General features: G+C 74.3%; 14 protein-coding genes and 1 pseudogene. 5 read left to right on the top strand and 10 right to left on the bottom strand.

Annotated features, from left to right (window positions below; genetic code table 11):
* Positions 1–11: 11 nt before the first annotated feature.
* From RM844_RS00150 to RM844_RS00140, 3 genes and pseudogenes are all read right to left on the bottom strand, one after another.
* Complete coding sequence (locus RM844_RS00150; protein ID WP_311663215.1) at positions 12–1,721, bottom strand: acyl-CoA mutase large subunit family protein; 1,710 nt, start codon at positions 1,719–1,721, stop codon at positions 12–14.
* 81 nt (positions 1,722–1,802) lie between these two features.
* Positions 1,803–2,150, bottom strand: coding sequence for a DUF3817 domain-containing protein (locus tag RM844_RS00145; protein WP_311663214.1), 348 nt, complete (start codon positions 2,148–2,150; stop codon positions 1,803–1,805).
* A gap of 117 nt (positions 2,151–2,267) precedes the next feature.
* Positions 2,268–2,771, bottom strand: a pseudogene (locus RM844_RS00140) (MarR family winged helix-turn-helix transcriptional regulator); the annotation flags it as partial.
* Between the two features lie 163 nt (positions 2,772–2,934).
* On the opposite strand from RM844_RS00140, the gene RM844_RS00135 reads away from it, so the two are divergent.
* Positions 2,935–3,990, top strand: coding sequence for a glycoside hydrolase family 6 protein (locus RM844_RS00135; RefSeq protein WP_311663213.1), 1,056 nt, complete (start codon positions 2,935–2,937; stop codon positions 3,988–3,990).
* Positions 3,991–4,053: 63 nt separating this feature from the next.
* Here the strand turns inward: RM844_RS00135 and RM844_RS00130 are convergent, their stop codons facing one another.
* From RM844_RS00130 to RM844_RS00120, 3 genes are all read right to left on the bottom strand, one after another.
* The gene (locus RM844_RS00130; RefSeq protein WP_311663211.1) at positions 4,054–6,072 is read right to left on the bottom strand and encodes a radical copper oxidase GlxA; all 2,019 of its coding nucleotides are present in this window, start codon (positions 6,070–6,072) and stop codon (positions 4,054–4,056) included.
* The gene (locus RM844_RS00125; RefSeq protein ID WP_311663209.1) at positions 6,069–7,904 is read right to left on the bottom strand and encodes a glycosyltransferase family 2 protein; all 1,836 of its coding nucleotides are present in this window, start codon (positions 7,902–7,904) and stop codon (positions 6,069–6,071) included. The genes RM844_RS00130 and RM844_RS00125 overlap by 4 nt, the downstream gene beginning before the upstream one ends.
* 130 nt (positions 7,905–8,034) lie before the next feature.
* Complete coding sequence (locus RM844_RS00120) at positions 8,035–8,379, bottom strand: DUF3817 domain-containing protein (RefSeq protein ID WP_311663207.1); 345 nt, start codon at positions 8,377–8,379, stop codon at positions 8,035–8,037.
* Between the two features lie 123 nt (positions 8,380–8,502).
* Between RM844_RS00120 and RM844_RS00115 the strand changes: the two genes are divergently transcribed.
* The gene (locus tag RM844_RS00115) at positions 8,503–8,982 is read left to right on the top strand and encodes a MarR family winged helix-turn-helix transcriptional regulator (protein WP_311663205.1); all 480 of its coding nucleotides are present in this window, start codon (positions 8,503–8,505) and stop codon (positions 8,980–8,982) included.
* A gap of 48 nt (positions 8,983–9,030) precedes the next feature.
* Here RM844_RS00115 and RM844_RS00110 read toward each other — a convergent pair whose 3' ends face one another.
* A complete protein-coding gene (locus tag RM844_RS00110) occupies positions 9,031–10,578 on the bottom strand; it encodes a sensor histidine kinase (protein WP_311663204.1) in 1,548 nt (515 codons plus the stop codon).
* The gene (locus tag RM844_RS00105) at positions 10,571–11,248 is read right to left on the bottom strand and encodes a response regulator transcription factor (protein WP_311663202.1); all 678 of its coding nucleotides are present in this window, start codon (positions 11,246–11,248) and stop codon (positions 10,571–10,573) included. Before RM844_RS00105 ends, RM844_RS00110 begins: the two co-directional genes overlap by 8 nt.
* Before the next feature lie 115 nt (positions 11,249–11,363).
* On the opposite strand from RM844_RS00105, the gene RM844_RS00100 reads away from it, so the two are divergent.
* Positions 11,364–12,143 carry a PepSY domain-containing protein gene (locus RM844_RS00100; protein WP_311663200.1) on the top strand — a complete coding sequence of 260 codons (780 nt, stop codon included), beginning with the start codon at positions 11,364–11,366 and terminating at the stop codon, positions 12,141–12,143.
* A 169-nt stretch (positions 12,144–12,312) separates the two neighbouring features.
* On the opposite strand, the gene meaB is transcribed toward RM844_RS00100, so the two are convergent.
* Both meaB and RM844_RS00090 read right to left on the bottom strand, forming a co-directional pair.
* Positions 12,313–13,293, bottom strand: coding sequence for a methylmalonyl Co-A mutase-associated GTPase MeaB (gene meaB / locus RM844_RS00095; RefSeq protein WP_311663197.1), 981 nt, complete (start codon positions 13,291–13,293; stop codon positions 12,313–12,315).
* The gene (locus RM844_RS00090; RefSeq protein ID WP_311663195.1) at positions 13,286–14,497 is read right to left on the bottom strand and encodes an acetyl-CoA C-acetyltransferase; all 1,212 of its coding nucleotides are present in this window, start codon (positions 14,495–14,497) and stop codon (positions 13,286–13,288) included. Before RM844_RS00090 ends, meaB begins: the two co-directional genes overlap by 8 nt.
* 163 nt (positions 14,498–14,660) lie before the next feature.
* On the opposite strand from RM844_RS00090, the gene mce reads away from it, so the two are divergent.
* Together mce and RM844_RS00080 are read left to right on the top strand one after the other, a co-directional pair.
* Entirely contained in the window at positions 14,661–15,113 is a 453-nt protein-coding gene (mce, locus tag RM844_RS00085) for a methylmalonyl-CoA epimerase (protein WP_311663193.1), read from the top strand.
* Positions 15,114–15,230: 117 nt separating this feature from the next.
* On the top strand, positions 15,231–18,557 hold the full coding sequence (locus RM844_RS00080; protein WP_311664279.1) for a hypothetical protein: 3,327 nt from the start codon (positions 15,231–15,233) through the stop codon (positions 18,555–18,557).
* Positions 18,558–18,636 lie beyond the last annotated feature (79 nt).

Below are 18,636 nucleotides of genomic sequence, written 5' to 3'. Positions count from 1 at the left end.
GCGCGGCCGGCTCAGAAACCGGCCGGCTCGGTGTAGCCGCCCCAGACCTCCCGGAGCGCGCCGCAGATCTCGCCCAGCGTGGCCTCCGCGCGGACGGCGGCCAGCATCGGCGCGATGGTGTCCCCGGTGCCCCGCGCCACCCGCACCAGCTCGGCGATGGCGGACCTGACCGCCGCCTCGTCGCGCGCCGCCCGGCGGCCGGCCAGCGTCCGCACCTGCTCGCGCTCCACCTCGTGGCTGACCCGCAGGATCTCCAGCTCGTCGGTGACCGAGGCGGTGTGGCAGTTGACGCCCACCACCCGCTTGTCGCCCTTCTCCAGCGCCTGTTGGTACCGGAAGGCCGACTCCGCGATCTGCCCGGTGAACCAGCCGTCCTCGATCCCGCTCAGCAGCCCCGAGGTCATCGGCCCGATGGCGTGCTCCGCCGCGCCCGAGGTGGCCAGCGCCCGCCGGCCACGCTCGGCGATCTCCTCGAAGATCCGCTCCGCGTCCGCCTCGATCCGGTCGGTCAGCCGCTCCACGTACCAGGAGCCGCCCAGCGGGTCGGCCACCGAGGTGATCCCGGTCTCCTCCATCAGCACCTGCTGGGTGCGCAGCGCGATCTCGGCGGCCCGCTCGCTGGGCAGCGCCAGGGTCTCGTCCAGCGCGTTGGTGTGCAGCGAGTTGGTGCCCCCGAGCACCGCGGACAGCGCCTCGACGGCGGTCCGCACCACGTTGTTGTACGGCTGCTGGGCGGTGAGCGAGACGCCGGCGGTCTGGGTGTGGAACCGCAGCCACTGCGCCCGCTCGGTGGTCGCGCCGTAGACGTCCCGCATCCAGCGGGCCCAGATCCGGCGCGCGGCCCGGAACTTGGCGATCTCCTCGAAGAAGTCGATGTGCGCGTCGAAGAAGAACGACAGCCCGGGGGCGAACTCGTCCACCGCCAGGCCCCGGCTCAGTCCCAGCTCGACGTAGCCGAAGCCGTCGGCCAGGGTGTAGGCCAGCTCCTGCGCGGCCGTGGCGCCGGCCTCCCTGATGTGGTAGCCGGAGACCGACAGCGGCTTGTAGGCCGGGATGCGGGCCGCCGTGTACTCCATCAGGTCGCCGATCAGCCGCAGGTGCGGCTCGGGCGGGAAGAGCCACTCCTTCTGGGCGATGTACTCCTTGAAGATGTCGGTCTGGAGGGTGCCGTTGAGCGTCTCCACCGGCACGCCCTGCCGCTCGGCGGCGACCAGGTACATGCAGAAGACGGGGACGGCGGGCCCCGAGATGGTCATCGAGGTGGTGATGTCACCGAGCGGGATGCCCCGGAAGAGCACCTCCATGTCGGCGGCCGAGTCGATGGCGACCCCGCAGTGGCCCACCTCGCCCAGCGCCTTGGGGTCGTCGGAGTCCCGGCCCATCAGGGTCGGCATGTCGAAGGCGACGGAGAGTCCGCCGCCGCCGTTGCGCAGGATGGTGCGGTAGCGCTCGTTGGTCTGCTCGGCGTTGCCGAAGCCGGCGAACTGGCGGATGGTCCAGGTCCTGCCCCGGTAGCCGGTGGGGTACAGCCCCCGGGTGAAGGGGAACTCGCCGGGCCAGCCGATCCGGTCGAAACCGGCGTAGGCGTCCCCGGGCGCGGGACCGTAGACGGGCTCGACGGGGTCTCCGGAGAGCGTGGTGAAGTCGGCGTCCCTGGTGTGGGCCGCGTCGTACCGGGCCTGCCAGCGTCGGCGGCCCGCTTCGATGGCGTCAGCGTCCATACCGCCAATTTACTTGGACGTCCAACTATATGTCCAAGGGAGAACCCGACCCGATGCCCGGGCCGGGTCGGTGGCCGCGGGTCAGGCGCCGACGGGCGCCCCGGCGTCGGCGTCCTCGTCCTCGTCCTCCACCAGGGCGGCGGCCTCGGCGGTGATCCGGGGCTCCACGAAGAAGGCGGCGAACGGGATGGAGCCGGCGACCAGCACCCACAGCAGCTTGCCGAACGGCCAGCGGGCCTTCTGCCCCAGGTCGAAGGCGAAGACCAGGTAGATGATGTAGAGCAGGCCGTGCACCTGGGAGACGACCAGCGTGACGCCGTCCCCGGTGTCGAAGCCGTACTTGAAGACCATGCAGGTGCCGAGGACCAGCAACATCACCGCAGTGACATAGGCCATGACCCGGTACCGGGTGAGCACACTCCGCTTCATGCCGGCGAGCCTATCGGGTCATTCCGACCCATCCCCGCCCGGCCCCCGCGAGCCGGCGCCGCCGTCCACCCCGTCCCCGAAGCCCCCGTCCGCGGCGTCCCGCCCCCCGGCGCCCCGGTCGTCGAAGTCCCGGGCCGCCACCCGCAGCGGCCGCAGCATGGCGAAGATCTCCCGGCACTCCTCGTCGTCATAGGCGCCCAGACCGAACTCGGCGGCCATCAGGTCCCGGGTGGCCGCGTCGCAGACCTCCCGCCCCCGCTCGGTGATCGAGGCGAGCGTGCCCCGGCCGTCGTTGGGGTTGGGCCGCTTGGTCACCAGCCCCGAACGGACCAGCCGGTCCACGGTGTTGGTGACCGAGGTCGGGTGCACCATCAGCCGCTCGCCGATCTTCGACATCGGCAGCTCGCCGGCCCGGCTGAAGGTCAGCAGCACCAGCGCCTCGTACCGGGCGAAGGTCAGCCCGTGCGGCTTGACCACCGCGTCCACCTCGGCCAGCAGGATCTGGTGGGCGCGCATGATCGAGGTGATCGCGGCCATCGAGGGGACGGAACCCCATCTCCGCTTCCACAGGTCGTCGGCGCGGGCGATGGGGTCGAACGGAAGGCTGAGCGGCTTGGGCACGCGTGTGACCCTACCCGGCCGCCCTCCGCGAAATACGTCCCATCGAGTGAACAGCCGGGCCGGGGTGACCGGTGGGGAACGGGCGAACGCGCCGCACCGCGGGCCGGACACGCTCCGCCACCGTGCGGCCACCGAGGGTGTCCCGGCATGGCACCATGACGCCATGCCCGGCCCCACCACCGCAGTGCGCCGCCGGCTCGGCCGGCCCACGCTCGCCCTGGCCCTGCCCTCCCTCGCCCTGGCCCTGCTCGCCCTCGGCTGCTCGTCCGGCGGCTCGTCCGCCGCCGGGGACCCGCCGGGCGCCGCCGGCCAGGAGCCCGCACCGGGCGGCGACGACACCTCGGGATTCTGGGTCGACCCGGACTCCCCCGCGGCCCGGCAGGTGCGGGAGTGGGCGGAGTCGGGCCGGTCGGCCGACGCCGAGACGGTGCGCCGGATCGCCGACCGGCCGCTCGCCTTCTGGGCGCCCGGCCACGGGGACCCGGGCCCGGAGGTGCGCCGGGTCACCGAGGCCGCCACCGCCGACGACCGCACGGCGGTGCTGGTGGCGTACAACATCCCGCACCGCGACTGCGGCCAGTACTCGGAGGGCGGCGCGGCCAGCGACGCGGCCTACCGGGAGTGGATCGACGCGGTGGCCGACGGCATCGGCGACGCCGAGGCCGTGGTCGTGCTGGAGCCGGACGCGCTGCCGCACACCCTGGACGGCTGCACCGCGCCGATGTACGTCGAGGACCGCTACACGCTGCTGGCCGAGGCCGTCGACCGGCTCGCCGAGCAGCCGGGCACCCGGGTCTACCTGGACGCCGGCAACCCCGACTGGGTGACCGACGTGGGCCGGCTGGCCGAGGCGCTGCGCGCCTCCGGCGTCGAGCGGGCCGCCGGCTTCGCGCTCAACGTCGCCAACTTCCAGACCACGGAGCGCAGCACCGCGTACGGCCGGGAGCTGTCCGGGCTGCTGGACGGGGCGCACTTCGTCATCGACACCAGCCGCAACGGGAACGGGCCCTGGGAGGAGGGCGGGGACGAGCGCTGGTGCAACCCGCCGGACCGGGCGCTGGGCACCCCGCCGACCACCGAGACCGACGACCCGCTGGTGGACGCCTACCTGTGGGTCAAGCGGCCGGGCGAGTCCGACGGCGAGTGCCGGGGCGGCCCGGAGGCCGGCCGCTGGTGGCCGGAGTACGCGCTGGGCCTGGCCGAGCGCGCCACCCGGTGACCGCGTGACCGCGCCCGGCGCCGCGGGAGCCGCGGCGCCGGGCGGGTCGGAGCGCCCCGGCGGTCAGCCGCCGAGCTTGACCCAGCTCGCCTCGGACGGGGTGCCGGCCTCGTCGGTGACGAAGACCATGTACCAGCCGGGCGGCACCAGCGACGGGTCCTCCGGCACGGTCAACCGCACCTCGCCGTCCGCCCGTTCCAGCTCCAGCTGGATCGAGCGCTGCTCCACGTCGGTGGTGTGGGTGACGGCGCTGGGCCGCATCAGCCGGGCGGTGGCGATCCGGTCGGCGTCCGCGGTGGCGAAGGTCAGGGTCTCGCCCAGCGTGGCGCGGTCCGGTCCCCCGGTCAGCGCCGGCCGGTCGGCCTCCCGCCCGTCGTGCAGGTAGGGCGGGGTGTAGACCTCGATCCGCTTCTCGAACTCGCCGGTCATGGTGTTGTTCTTGTCCCCGTACAGCGGGTCGGAGCCGAAGGTGGCCACCCGGCCGTCCGGCAGCAGCAGCGCCTCGGAGTGGTAGTTCCGGCCGACGGTGGGGGCGGCGGCCGGCACGAAGGTGTCCTCGGCCGGGTCGTAGAACTGGGCCCGCAGGATGTCGCTCTCGCCGCGCCCCCGGTAGTCGGTCGATCCGCCCGAGGTGAAGACGGTGTCGTCCGGCATCAGCACGCTGCTCAGGTAGCGGGTGCCCTGCGGCAGGCTGGGGCCCTCGCGGTAGGTGGGGTCCTCCTCGGTGAGGTCGATGATGGCGGTCCGCTCCGTCGACTTGGCCGACTCGCCGACGCCGCCCCCGCCGAGCACCATGAACCGCTGCTCCTGCGCCGGGGGCAGCAGCAGCGAGGCCGAGGTCTCCAGCTGGTCGGCGTCGGAGAGGCCGCCCACCTCCTCGAAGGTGTTCTCCTCCAGGTTCCAGATGCCGGGCTTCCGGCCCTCGTCGGCGGGACCGTAGCCGGCGTTGGAGCCGGTGTAGAAGATCTCGCCGCCCTGGGTGAGGAAGAGCGCGGGGTAGGTGGGGAAGTACCGCTCCGGCCCCTGGGACCAGGTCTTGGTCTCCGGGTCGTAGATCTCGTTGATGCCCGGCACCACCTCGCCGACCTCGTCGAGACCGGAGACGGTCAGCACCCGGCCGTCCGGCAGCGTGGTCAGCGTCGGGTACCAGCGGGCCTCCGCCATCGGGTCGACCGGGATGTACCGCTCGGCCACCGGGTCGAACTCGTAGGCCACGTCGATGCCCTGGAAGTCCTGGTCGTCCAGGGTCAGTTGGCCGGCCAGCCCGTAGAGGTTGGCGGCGTCGTCGCCGGTCAGCCCGACGATCTCGTACTGGGCCGGCTCGGTGGCCACGCCCTGCTCACCCTCCTCGACGGCGGTGACGAAGACCCGCTCCTCGCTGGCCGTGACGGTGATCTCCGGCTCGGCGGCCGGCTCCCCGGCCTCGGTCCCGTCGGTCTCGTCGGCGGTCTCGTCGGCGGCCGGCTCCTCCCGCTTGTCGGCGGGCGGCAGGGTGATCGCGTTGGTGGTCTCGTAGAGCTGCCCGTCGGGGCCGCGCAGCCGGGTGCCGGCCGGGAACTCCCGCTCCTGGTCCGGGTCCTCGTTCTTGATCAGCATCGGGCCGCCGGCGTGCGTGACGGCGTCGCCGAGCACCTCGTAGCGGAGCGTGCCGCCGGCCACCAGCAGCTTCCCGTCCGGCAGCTGGGCGTGGCCGGCGCAGAACAGGTCGTCCGGCGTGGGCACCTTCTCGAACGAGTTGTCCGCCGGGTCCCACAGGACGCTGTCGAAGGTGCCGGCCTCGAACTCCTCCTCGTTGTTCCCCGAGCCGGCGATCAGCAGGACCTTCCCGGTGTGCAGCAGCGCGGCGTGGATGGCGTTGGTGCGGTACTCCTCGGGCACGTCCACCGTCTGCCAGGAGCCGTACTCCGCCTGGTAGGCGGGGCGGGAGATCCGGTACTCGTGGAGTTGCTGCTGGGCGAAGCTCACCGCGGCCGGCGCGTTCAGCCCCACCAGCAGCAGGGTCACGCCGCTGCCGAGGGCCAGCTTGCGCAGCCGGGCGCCGGGGCGGTAGCGGCCGTTGGTGACACGTCGTCGGTGGCTCATGCTTCGGCTCCCACGGGACGTCGGGGCGGTCCTTCACCGCCGGGTTCTGTCGGTCGGTCGGGGTCGGCCGGCTGGCTGGCGATGCCCGCCAGCAGCGCGTGGCGGGGGGCGCGGCGGGCGGTGGCCCGGCCGCGGGCCGCCCGGTGTCGGCCGGCCGCTCGGCGGTGCGGCTCGCTGGTGGTCCAGGCCCAGACGGCGGGCGGCGCCAGCGCGACCACCAGGGCGATCAGCGCCCAGGTGCGCATCGCCGCGTGGGTGTGGTCCAGCAGCACCGAGACCAGCAGCGCGGCGGTGAGCAGCCCGGCCCAGCCCAGGTGCCAGCGGAAGGTGGCCGGCCGGTCGAGGGTGGCCGACCAGCCCTTGGGCGTCACCACGAAGGTGGACCGGCGGCGCAGCACCGCGTCCAGCAGCGAGCGGGCGTAGACCGGCGCGGACAGCGCGGACATCAGCATGCCGGCGGTGCCGGAGGAGCCCTCGGGCTCGTGCGGGGAGACGTTGTGCCGGCGGTTCCACACGTAGAGCCCGATCTGCAGCGCCGCCACGTCGCTGTAGAGCATCAGCCACACGGAGGACGAGACCTGGGTGCCGGAGGCGCCCAGCAGCAGGTAGAGCACGCAGCCGAGCACACCCAGCGTCCAGGTGATCGCGGCCATCGGGTAGAAGGCCAGCATCAGCGAGTAGTTGAGCAGGCTGCCCGGCCGGTGCCGCCGCCGGCCGCGCCCGTACTGGCCGAGCACCGTCTCGTAGGTGCCGCGGGACCAGCGCAGCTGCTGGCTGAAGAAGTCGGTCCAGGACGAGGGGCCCTCGCCGACGGCCAGCACGTCCGGGGTGTAGACGGAGGTCCAGCGGTTGCCGGTGTCCGGGTTGACGGTGCGGTGCAGCTCGAAGCCGGTCGCCATGTCCTCGGTGACCGAGTCGCACAGCCCGCCGATGGTGCGCAGCGCGGAGATCCGCACCGCGTTGTTGGTGCCGACGAACATCGGCGAGCGGTAGCGGTTGCCGGCCCGCTGGATCAGCGCGTGGAAGAGGAACTGCTGGCTCTCGGCGGCCTTGGTGACCGGCCCCTCGTAGTTGCCGTAGACCTGCGGCCCGACCACGAAGGCCACGTCCGGGTCGCGGAAGTAGCCCAGCATCCGCTCCAGGAAGCCGGGCAGCGGCACGTGGTCGGTGTCCACCGAGGCGAAGAAGTCGTACTCGTCGCCGTGCGCGTCCAGCCAGGCGTTGTAGTTGCCGTGCTTGGTCCTGGCCCGGTGCGGTCCGCTGTCCTGGTTCCACCGCGGGACGCCGCGCCGGGTGAAGTGGTGGACGCCCAGCTCGGCGCAGAGTTCCCGGGCCTCGACGTCGTCGCCCTCGTCCAGCAGCCAGACGTCCAGCGGGCCGGCGTGCCGCAGCTCGGCCGCGCCCGTCAGGGTGGCGCGCAGCATGGCCAGCGGCTCCTTGCCCGGCACGTAGGTGGTGAGGAACGCGACCCGGGTGCCGGTCTCCGGCCGTACCGGGACCGGGTCCCTGGCGACCATCGTGGCGTGCGCCACGGAGACGACGTTGACCAGCCGGAACAGCTCGATCAGCGCGATGCAGCCGAGCATCACCGCGTCGGCGACCAGCAGCCAGGGCGGCGCGTGGCTGCGTTCCGTCCAGTGGCTGGGCCACACCAGCCACAGCAGCAGCACCAGCGAGAGCGTGGGTGCCAGCGCCATCAGCACGGCGGCTCGTATTCGGTGGGGCTCGCGGGCGAGGAGACTCCGGTACGTCACCCGGTAGCCCGGCCCGGGCTCGGTGAGTGGTCCGGCGAGGCGGCTGTAGGCCGCGTAGTCATACCGCTCCGACCGCACGGAACCCTCCTATACAGGACAAAAACCACTTCCCGACACGTCAACGACACGTCAGAAAGTGGTTCCTGTCGAACCGGAGCGGTCCGAGCGAGCTACCCCGGGGCGCGGCGGGCCGCGCCGGGAGCGCCGGTCAGGCGTTGACCACGCCCTCCTTGCGGGCGCGGGCGGCGATCACCGCCTCGTCCTGCTCGCGACGCAGCCGGCGCTCGGCGAAGAAGCCGCCGACCGGGATCACCGACATCAGGAAGTACCAGGCGGCGGTCTGCAGCGACCACTTGGCGCGGTTCCAGGCGTCGGCCCACACGAGCACGTAGGCGACGAACAGCGCCCCGTGCACCGCGCCCATCACGGGCACCGCGTTGAAGTCAGTGGTGCGCTTGAGCACCGAGGAGACCAGCAACAGCAGGAAGGAGACCGCCTCGGGGGCCGACACCAGGCGGAGCCGGTGCAGGGCGTTCAGGGTCTTCATGTCCATGGGATGGGCGCCCTCTCAGAGCGGGTGGCGACGGGTGCATGTGAACCGATGCACAAACCCATTGTGGCAGCCCCGCCAACGATCACCGGCCCGGGGTCCCGCCGTTGGTTAGGGTTCCTTCCCATGGACACGGACACCGACGGCACCCGCTGGCTCAGCGACGAGGAACAGCGCGCCTGGCGGACCCACCTGGACGTCACCAGGCTGCTGACCCACCAGCTGGAACGGGACCTGCAACCGTTCGGGCTGACCATGAACGACTACGAGATCCTGGTCCACCTCTCCGAGTCGGAGGGCCACCGGCTGCGGATGAGCGACCTGGCGGCCGCCACGCTCCAGTCCAAGAGCCGGCTCTCCCACCAGATCACCCGCATGGAGAAGGCGGAGCTGGTCCGCCGCGAGCACTGCGACTCCGACAAGCGCGGCCTCTTCGCCGTCCTCACCGAGCGGGGCTGGCAGGTGATGCGGAAGGTCGCGCCGCACCATGTCGCCTCGGTGCGGCGGCACTTCATAGACCTGCTCTCCCCCAAGGCCCTGGCCGACCTGGACCGCTCGCTGCGGCCGGTGGCCGCGCACCTGCACGAGCTGCGCGGCCGGCCGTGACGACCCCGGCGCCGGGCCGCGGCACCGGGGCCGGGCCGCGTCCCGGCGTCAGGCCGGGACGGCGACCGGCTCGGGGTCCGGCGCCGAGTCCCGGCTGGCCAGCGGCAGGTCCAGGGTGAACAGCGCCCCGCCCTCCGGCGCCGAGCCGACGGCCAGCTCGCCGCCGTGCCGCCTGGCCACGTCCCGGGCGATGGCCAGCCCGAGACCGGCGCCGCCGTCGTCCCGGCTGCGCGCGTCGTCCAGCCGGACGAACCGCTCGAAGATCCGCTCCCGGTCCGCCTCGGGCACCCCGTCCCCGTCGTCGCCCACCTCAAGCAGCGCCCGCCCCGCCGCCACCCGCAGCGAGACCCGCACCCGGCCGGCGGCGTGCCGCTGGGCGTTGTCCAGCAGGTTGCCCAGCACCCGGGACAGCTGCCCGCGGGAGCCGCGCACGGTGGCCTCGGCCACCTCGTCCGGCACCACCGGGTGCCGGTCCCCGATCCGCTCGTCCAGCACCTCGGTGACCAGCGTCGTCAGATCGACCGAGCCGCCCAGCGGCCGCTCGCCCGCGTCCAGCCGGGCCAGCAGCAACAGGTCGGCGGCGAGCCCCTGGAGGCGGACGGTGTCCTGCACCGCGCCCGGCAGGTCGAGCAGCTCCGGGTGCGCCTCCCCCACCTCCAGCTGGGTGCGGAGCGAGGCGATCGGGCTGCGCAGCTCGTGCGAGGCGTCCGCGACGAACCGCCGCTGCCGGTCCACCGAGGACTCCAGCGCGGCCAACGTCTCGTTGGTCGTCCTGGCCAGCCGGCCCACCTCGTCCCTGGACGCCGGCTCCGGCACCCGCCGGGAGAGGTCCTCGGACCGGGTGATGTCGGCCATCCCCCGCCGGATGCCCTCCACCGGGCGCAGCGCCCTGCGGGTCACCAGCCAGGTGACGGCGGCCACCACCGCGAGCAGCGCCGGCACGCCCACCAGCATCGAGGTCCGCACGCTGTCGATGGCGGCCCGCTCGATGTCCAGCGGGGCGCCCGCGTAGACCACCAGGTCCTCGTCCCACGGGGTGTTGACCTCGACCACGGCGAACCGGTACTCGCCCCACTCGCCGTCCACCACGGCGGAGCCGGTGATGGAGCCGATCTCCTCATCCATCTCGCCGGGCCCCGGCACCTGCTCGTCGGAGTCGCCCGCCGCGCCCTCCTCGGCGTTCCCCTCGTCATCGTCGTCGTCGGCGTCGTCGTCATCATCGTCGGCGTCGGCGTCGGCCTGGTCCTGCCGGGCGTCCCGCTCGCTCTGCCGGACCTCCTCGCGGGTCGGGGCGTCCGGGACGACCTTGTCGACGCCGGTACCGCCGATCTCCTCCAGGCCGTCGCTGACCTGGTAGAGCAGCCCGTCCCTGTCCACCACCTGGACCGGCCGGGTGCCGTCCAGGTCCAGGTCGTCCAGGGCCCGGCCGGTGGCCAGCTGGGCGGCCACGTCCCGGCCGGTGACCTCGGCCTGGAGATCGACCTGCTCCTGCAGGTTGCCGCGCAGCAGCCACAGCAGGAGCAGCCCGGCGGAGACCAGCGCGACCGCCACCACCAGCGTGGCGCCCAGCGTCGCCCGCGCCCGGACGCTACCCACGGCCGCCACCCCCGTCCGCCACCAGCCGGTAGCCGGCGCCCCGCACCGTCACGATCAGGCCGGGGCCCAGCTTGCGGCGCAACGCGCTCACGTAGACCTCCACGATGTTCGGATCCCCCTGGTAGGCGAAGTCCCAGCCGTGCTCCAGGATCTCCGCCTTGGAGACCACGTCGCCCGGCCGGTCGGCCAGCCGCTCCAGCACGGTGAACTCCTTGGCGGTGAGCGAGATCTCCCGCTCCCCCCTGGTCACCCGGCGGGTGCCGCGGTCCACCGTCAGGTCGCCCACCCGCAGGGCGGGCGCGGCGCTCCGGCCCCGCCGGCGCAGCAGCGCCCGCACCCGGGCCACCAGCACCACGTAGGAGAACGGCTTGGTGAGGTAGTCGTCGGCGCCGGTGTCCAGCCCCTCCGCCTCGTCGTACTCGCCGTCCTTGGCCGTCAGCATCAGGATCGGCGTCTCGTCGCCCGCGGCGCGGAGCGCGGCGCAGACCCGGTAGCCGTTCATGCCGGGCAGCATGATGTCCAGGACGATCAGGTCGTAGTCGCCCTCCGTCGCCCGGTGCAGCCCGTCGGTGCCGGTGTGCACCACGTCCACCGCGAAGCCCTCGGCCCGCAGTCCCTGGGCCAGCGATATCGCCAGCCGCTTCTCGTCCTCGACAATCAACACGCGCACGGGGTCAAGCTTCGCAAACCGAAGCTGAAGAGGTCTTCAGGTGTCTTCAGCTCAGCTTCAGGATGGTTCGGGCACCGTATGACTCGTTGGCAACGACGAGCAGGGAGAACCCAACATGAAGCGCAACATGATCGTGGCCCTCGCCACCGCCGGCGCCGTGGTCGGCGGCGGGACGCTGGCCGGTATCGCCCTGGCCGACGGTGACCGGGGGAGCCGGACGGAGTCGGCGGCGCTCAGCAGCACCAGCCTGGAGATCCAGGAGGACGGCTCGACCGACGACACGGACGACCGCGACGAGCGCGACGACCGGGCCGACGACGGTGGCTCGGCGCCGGTGGCCGGCGACTCGGCCGCGCTCCGCGCCATCGACACCGCGCTGGCCGCGGCACCCGGCGTGGTCACCGAGATCGACCTGGAGCGGGACGACGACGACCCGCGCGGCTGGGAGATCGAGATCTACGGCGAGGGCGAGACCTGGCACCACGTCCTGGTCAACGAGGAGGGCACCGAGGTCCTCGCCGAGCGGGACCGCCAGGGTGACGACGACGATGACGACGACGACTGGGACGACGACCTGGCGGCGGCCCGCAGCCTGCTGGCGGCCGAGTCCCACACCGACGCGGCGATGGCCGTGGCCATCGCCGAGCAGCACACCGGCGCCACCCTGCGCGAGGCGGACGTGGACGACGGCCGCTGGGAGCTGGAGCTGCGGGGCGAGGACGGCACGGAGTACGAGCTGAGCATCAACCTCCAGAACGGCGACATCGTCGAGGAGGAGCGGGACCGGGACGACGACGATGACGACGACCGGGACGACCGCGACGACGACGGCCGGGACGACGACGATGACCGCGACGACCGGGACGACCGGGACGACGACGGCCGGGACGACTGACCCGGGGTGCCCTCCCGGGGAAGCCGCGCCGCGGGGCCTGCCGGACCCAACCTGGCAGGCCCCACGGCCGCGCGACCGAGGTCGCGGTGACACCACCTTAGGGCGTGTCCGGCGGGCCGCGTCCCGGTCCGCCCGGCCCCGGCGGCCCAGCACCCCTGGGCCGCCGGGGTCAGCCCGCCGTCAGCTCCTCGACCAGGGTGTCCGCCGCCGCGTACGGATCGAGCTGGCCGCGCCTGACCCGGTCGGCCAGCCCCGCCAGCCGGTGGTCACCGGCCGGCGCGGCCAGCCGGGCGCGCAGCGCGGTCAGCGCGATGGTCTCCACCTCACGAGCCGCCCGCCGCGTCCGGCGGGCGGTCAGCTCGTCGTGCTCGGTCAGCCAGCCGTGGTGCTTGTCCAGCGCCGCCACCAGCTCGTCGACGCCCTCGCCGCGCGCCGCCACGGTGCGCACGACGGGCGGCCGCCAGTCGCCCGGCGCGCGCGGCGCGCCGAGGCCCAGCATGTACCGCACCTCGCGAACCGTGGTGCCGGCGCCGTCCCGGTCGGCCTTGTTGACCACGAAGAGGTCGCCGACCTCCAGGATGCCGGCCTTGGCCGCCTGCACCCCGTCGCCCATCCCGGGGGCCAGCAGCACCACGGTGCTGTCGGCCTGGGCGGCGATGTCCACCTCGGACTGGCCTACCCCGACCGTCTCGACCAGCACCACCTCGCAGCCGGCCGCGTCCAGCACCCGCACCGCCTGCGGCACCGCCCAGGCCAGGCCGCCCAGATGGCCGCGGGTGGCCATCGAACGGACGTAGACGCCCGGGTCGAGCGCGTGCTCGCTCATCCGCACCCGGTCCCCCAGCAGCGCGCCGCCGGAGAACGGCGACGAGGGGTCCACGGCCAGCACGCCCACCCGCAGCCCGGCCCGCCGGTAGGCGCCGACCAGCGCCGAGGTGCAGGTGGACTTGCCGACCCCGGGGGAGCCGGTCAGGCCGATGACCCGGGCGCCGCCGGTGTGCGGCGCCAGCTCGGCCATCACCGCGCGCAGCTGCGGGGCGGCGTTCTCCACCAGGGAGATCAGCCGGGCCACCGCCCTCGGCTGGCCGCGGCGGGCGGCGGCCACCAGCTCCCGCACCCCGGCCGCCGCCGGGCCGCCGCGGTCAGCCACGCGGGGCGCTCAGCAGCAGGGCGTCGCCCTGGCCACCGCCGCCGCACAGCGCCGCCGCGCCCCGGCCGCCGCCCCGGCGGCGCAGCTCGTGCGCCAGGTGCAGCACCAGCCGGGCGCCGGACATGCCGATCGGGTGGCCCAGCGCGATCGCGCCACCGTTCACGTTCACCCGATCTGAGCTGATCCCCAGGTCGCGCGTTGACTGCACGACGACGGCCGCGAACGCCTCGTTGATCTCGACCAGGTCGAGGTCGGAGACGGCGAGGCCGGCGCGGCCCAGGGCGTGCTCGACGGCGCGGGACGGCTGCGAGTGCAGCGAGTTGTCCGGGCCCGCGACGTTGCCGTGCGGGCCGATCTCGGCCAGCCACTCCAGGCCCAGCTCCTCGGCGCGCGAGCGCTCCATCACCACCAGGGCGGCGGCGCCGTCGGAGATCTGCGAGGCGGACCCCGCGGTGATGGTGCCGGCGCCGTCCGGGCCGGGGAACGCGGGCCGCAGCCGGGCCAGGGACTCGACGGTGGTCTCCGGCCTGATGCCCTCGTCGGCGTCCACCAGCAGCGGCTCGCCGCGCCGCTGCGGCACCTGGACCGGCACGATCTCCTCGGCCAGCAGGCCGTCCTTGCGGGCCCGGGCGGCCCGCTGGTGGGAGAGGGCGGCGACGGCGTCCTGCTCCGCCCTGGTGACGCCCAGCCGGGTGTTGACCGTCTCGGTCGACTCGCCCATCGCGACGCCGTCGAACGGGTCGGTCAGCCCGTCGTGCGCCATCGCGTCCAGCACCTGCATGGCGCCGTACTTCACCCCGCGCCGGCCGGCGGGCAGCAGGTGCGGCGCGTTGCTCATGGACTCCTGGCCGCCGGCCACCACCACGTCGAACTCGCCGGCCCTGATCAGCTGGTCGGCCAGGGCCACCGCGTCGAGCCCGGAGAGGCAGACCTTGTTCACCGTCAGCGCGGGCACCGTCATCGGGATGCCGGCGCCGACCGCCGCCTGCCGGGCCGGGATCTGCCCGGCGCCCGCGGTGAGCACCTGGCCCATGATCACGTACTGCACCTGCTCGGCGGCCACCCCGGCCCGCTCGAGGGCGGCCCGGATCGCGAACGAGCCCAGCTCGGCCCCCGAGAACGAGGCCAGCGAGCCGAGCAGCCGCCCCATCGGGGTGCGGGCACCGGAGACGATCACCGAACGGCGCTGTTGGGACGTCGTCATCTTGCACTCCTCGCGCTGGACCCGGGCCCGACCGCCGGCGGCCCGGCCCGAGGTAAACGACTGTTCACTTCAATCTACCGAGGGCGTCCGACCGCGTCATCGGTGCCCACCTGTGACCGTGGGCACGTTGCGCAACCCCCTCGGATCGCTGTGCACTTGACTCATGCTGACGCGCATCGACCACATCGGGATCGCCTGTTTCGACCTGGACGCCACCGTCGAGTTCTACCGGACGACCTACGGCTTCGAGGTGCACCACTCGGAGGTCAACGAGGAGCAGGGGGTCCGTGAGGCCATGCTCCGGGTCAACGGGACCGACGACGGCGGCGCCACCTGGCTCCAACTGCTCGAACCGGTCCGCGACGACTCGCCGGTCGCCAAGTGGCTGGCCAAGAACGGCGAGGGCGTGCACCACCTCGCCTTCGGCACCGCCGACGTGGACGGCGACGCGGCGGCCGTCGCGGAGCGTGGCGTTCGGGTGCTCTATCCGGAGCCGAGGCGCGGCTCCATGGGCTCCCGGATCACCTTCCTGCACCCGAAGGACTGCCACGGGGTGTTGACCGAACTCGTCACCTCGGCACCAACCGAGACCGGTGTGGAACCTGAGGCCCACTGACGCAAGGCGCCCCGGCCGGTAGAGTGGCCCAGCCGGGGCTTTGGGGCATTTCCTCGTCCCGTGTTCGCCGACGACCGGATCAGCTTTCCACGACCAGGGGACGGATGGGACCGCACGGTGCGGGGCTACGACGCCTACCAGGCTGACGACCACCTCTCGCGATTCGAAGCCGAGATGGAGCGGCTCAAGAAGGAGCGGGACAAGGCGGTCGATCACGCCGACGACCTCGGCTACCAGGTCGAGGTGTTGCGCGCCAAGTTGCACGAGGTCCGCCGGGTGCTGGCGGTCCGGCCGGCCTACGGGGACGCCGCGGCGCACGCCGAGCAGGTGCTGCGCTCCGCCCACCACCAGGCCGACCAGCTGCGCGCCGACGCCGAGCGCGAGCTGCGCGAGGCCCGGGTCCGCAGCCAGCGGGTGCTCCAGGACCAGGCCGACCAGCGCGCCCGGCTGGAGGCCGAGCTGCACGCCGAGGCGGTCAACCGCCGGCAGCGGCTGGACGAGGAGCTGGCCCAGCGCAGGTCGACCGTCGAGTCGCACGTCAACGAGAACGTCGCCTGGGCCGAGCAGCTGCGGGCGCGCAGCGAGTCCCAGGCCCGCCGGCTGCTGGAGGAGACCAGGGCCGAGGCGGAGCGGACCGCGAGCCAGGCCAGGGCCGAGGCCGCCCGGCTGACCGAGGAGTCCAGGCAGCGGCTGGTGCTGGAGGCCGAGGCCGCCAGGGGCGAGGCCGAGGAGCTGCTGCGCCGGGCGCGGGCGGACGCCGAGCGGATGGTGGCCACCGCCTCCGCGCAGGCCGAGGAGGCCGCCACGCACGCCGAGCGGCTGCGCGGCGCGGCCAGCGAGGAGGCCGAGGCCGGCCGCCGGGAGGCCGCCGCGCTGCTCCGCAAGGCGGAGGAGCGGGCCGCCGAGGCGGACAACGCGCTGCGGCTGGCGACGGAGGAGGTCGAGCGGCTGCGCCGGGAGGCCACCGCCGAGGTCGAGAAGCGCCGCGCGGACGCGGAGTCCGAGTACCAGCAGCGCACCGCGACCGCCAAGGCCGAGGTGGCCAGGATGGTCAGCGAGGCGACGGCCGACGCCGAGCGCCGCAGGACCGAGGCGCAGCACGCGCTGGACGAGGCCACCGCCCGCGCCGAGCAGCTGCTCGCCGAGGCGTCCGAGGAGGCCCGGTCCCGGTCGGCCGAGGAGTACGCGGCGCAGCTGGCCGAGGCGGCGCGGACCGCCGAGGAGGTGCTCAACAAGGCCGCCGGCGAGGCCAAGGCGACGACGAAGGCCGCCACCGAGGAGGCCGAGCGGCTGCGCGCCGAGGCCGAGGCGACGGCCGACCGGCTGCGGGCCGAGGCGCACGAGACCGCCGAGCAGCTGCGCGGCGCGGCCCAGGACGACACCGAGGAGTACCGGGCCAAGACGGTCGAGCTGCAGGAGGAGGCACGGCGGCTGCGCGGCGAGGCGGAGCAGCTGCGCGCCGAGGCCGTCGAGGAGGGCGAGCGGATCAGGGCGGAGGCCCGCCGCGAGACGGTCACCCAGATCGAGCAGGCGGCGGCCAGCGCCGAGGAGCTGCTGGCCCAGGCCAGGGCGGACGCCGAGGAGCTGCGCGCGGCGGCCACCGCGGAGAGCGAGCGGGTCCGCACCGAGGCCATCGAGCGCGCCACCACGCTGCGCAACCAGGCCGAGCAGGCGTTGAAGAAGGCCAGGGGCGAGGCCGACGAGCTGCGCGCCGAGGCCACCGAGGCAGCCGAGCGGATGCTGGCCGAGGCGCAGGCCGCCGCGGACCGGCTGCGGGCCGAGGCCGAGGCCGCCGCCCAGGCCGAACGGGACGCGGCGAGTGCCGAGTTGGAGCGGCTGCGGACGGAGGCCGGGGAGCGCCTCGCGGCGGCCGAGACGGAGCTGACCGAGGCCAGGGGCGAGGCGGAGCGGCTGCGCGGCGAGGCGCACGAGGCGGCGGAGGCCGCGCGGGCCGAGACCGCCGAGCGGGTCAGGACGCTGACCGAGCAGGCCGAGCGGTCCGCCGAGCAGCTGCGCGAGGAGGCCACCGCGGACGCCGCCCGGGCCCGGGTGGAGGCCGAGGAGCTGGCGGTCCGGCTGCGCGGCGAGGCGCTGGCCGAGGCGGACCGGCTGCGGGAGGAGGCCGCCACGGCCGCCGACCGGGTGCGGGCCGACGCCGAGGCGGCGGCGGAGCGCACGGCGGGCGAGGCGGCCGAGGCGCTGGCCGCGGCGCAGGAGGAGGCGGCCCGGCTGCGGGCCAAGGGGGACAGCTTCCTGGCCGAGGCCAGGGAGGCGGCGCACCGGGAGCGGTCCGAGGCGCACGAGCAGAGCGAGGAGCTGCTGGCCGGCGCCAGGACCCGGCTGGACGAGGCGGAGCGGCGCGCCGAGACGCTGGTGTCGGCGGCCGAGCACAAGGCGCAGCAGGAGCGGGACTCGGTGGCCGGGCTCCGCGAGGAGGCCGAGGCGGAGATCGCCACCCACCGCGCCGAGGCCGAGCAGGTGGCGGCCCGGGTGCTGCGAGAGTCGGCGGAGGAGAAGGAGGCCGCCGCCGCGCTCGCCGAACGGACCGTCAAGGAGGCCATCGCCGAGGCGGAGGCGAGCCGTTCGGCGGCCACCGCCGAGGCCGACCGGATCAGGGCGGACGCCGAGGCGGTGCGGGACGGCGCGCTGGCGGACGCCGCGCGGCGGCGCACCGAGGCGGCCGGTCAGGCGGACGCGCTGCTGGCCGAGGCGCGCGAGGAGGCGCAGCGGCTGGCGGCCGACACGGAGAGCCGCGCGGACCGGATGATGGCCGCGGCCCGCAAGGAGTCGGACCGGGTGGTGGCGGAGGCCAAGGCCACCGGCAGCGGGTTGGTGGAGCGGTCCCGCGAGGACGCCAACACGCTGCTGGAGGAGGCCCGTCGGGACGCGGCGGGGATAAGGGAACGGGCCGAGGAGCTGCGCCGCCGGGTGGAGACCGAGGTGCAGGAGCTGCACGACCGGGCCAGGCGGGAGTCAGCCGAGCAGGCCAGGGCGGCCGGCGAGCGGGTGGACAAGCTGATGCGGGCGGCGGAGGAGCAGCGCGAGGAGGCGCGGCAGGCGGCGGCCAAGGCGGTGGCCGACGCGGACGCGGAGGCCGGGAAGATCCGGATCGCCGCGGTGCGGAAGGCCGAGGCGCTGCTGCGGGAGACGGAGTTGAAGCAGACCGCGGTCCTGGCCGAGGCGCGGGAGGCCAGGGTCCAGGCGGAACGGGAGGCGACCCGCATGGTGGAGGAGGGCCAGCGCGAGCTGGACCAGCTGACGCGCCGACGGCAGGACATCAACGCGGAGATCTCCCGGGTGCAGGACGTGCTGGAGGCGCTGGAGTCGTTCGAGGCGCCCAAGCCGGGTGGCTCGGGCAAGTCGGCGAAGGGGCAGCCTGGTTCGGTCACGGCGGGAGCCGGCGCCGGCCAGGGACGGCCGGGCGGCAAACGCTCAGGTGGCTGAGCCACACGATTGAGCGGAAGCGGCGAACATTCTCCACAGAGTGTCGCGATCTGCTCGTAGACACGCCGGCCGGCCCCCT

The sequence above is a fragment of the Streptomyces chisholmiae genome, from assembly GCF_031845445.1.
In the GTDB taxonomy this organism is placed as follows: domain Bacteria; phylum Actinomycetota; class Actinomycetes; order Streptomycetales; family Streptomycetaceae; genus Streptomyces; species Streptomyces chisholmiae.
This window is presented reverse-complemented; position numbering and strand designations above follow the sequence as displayed.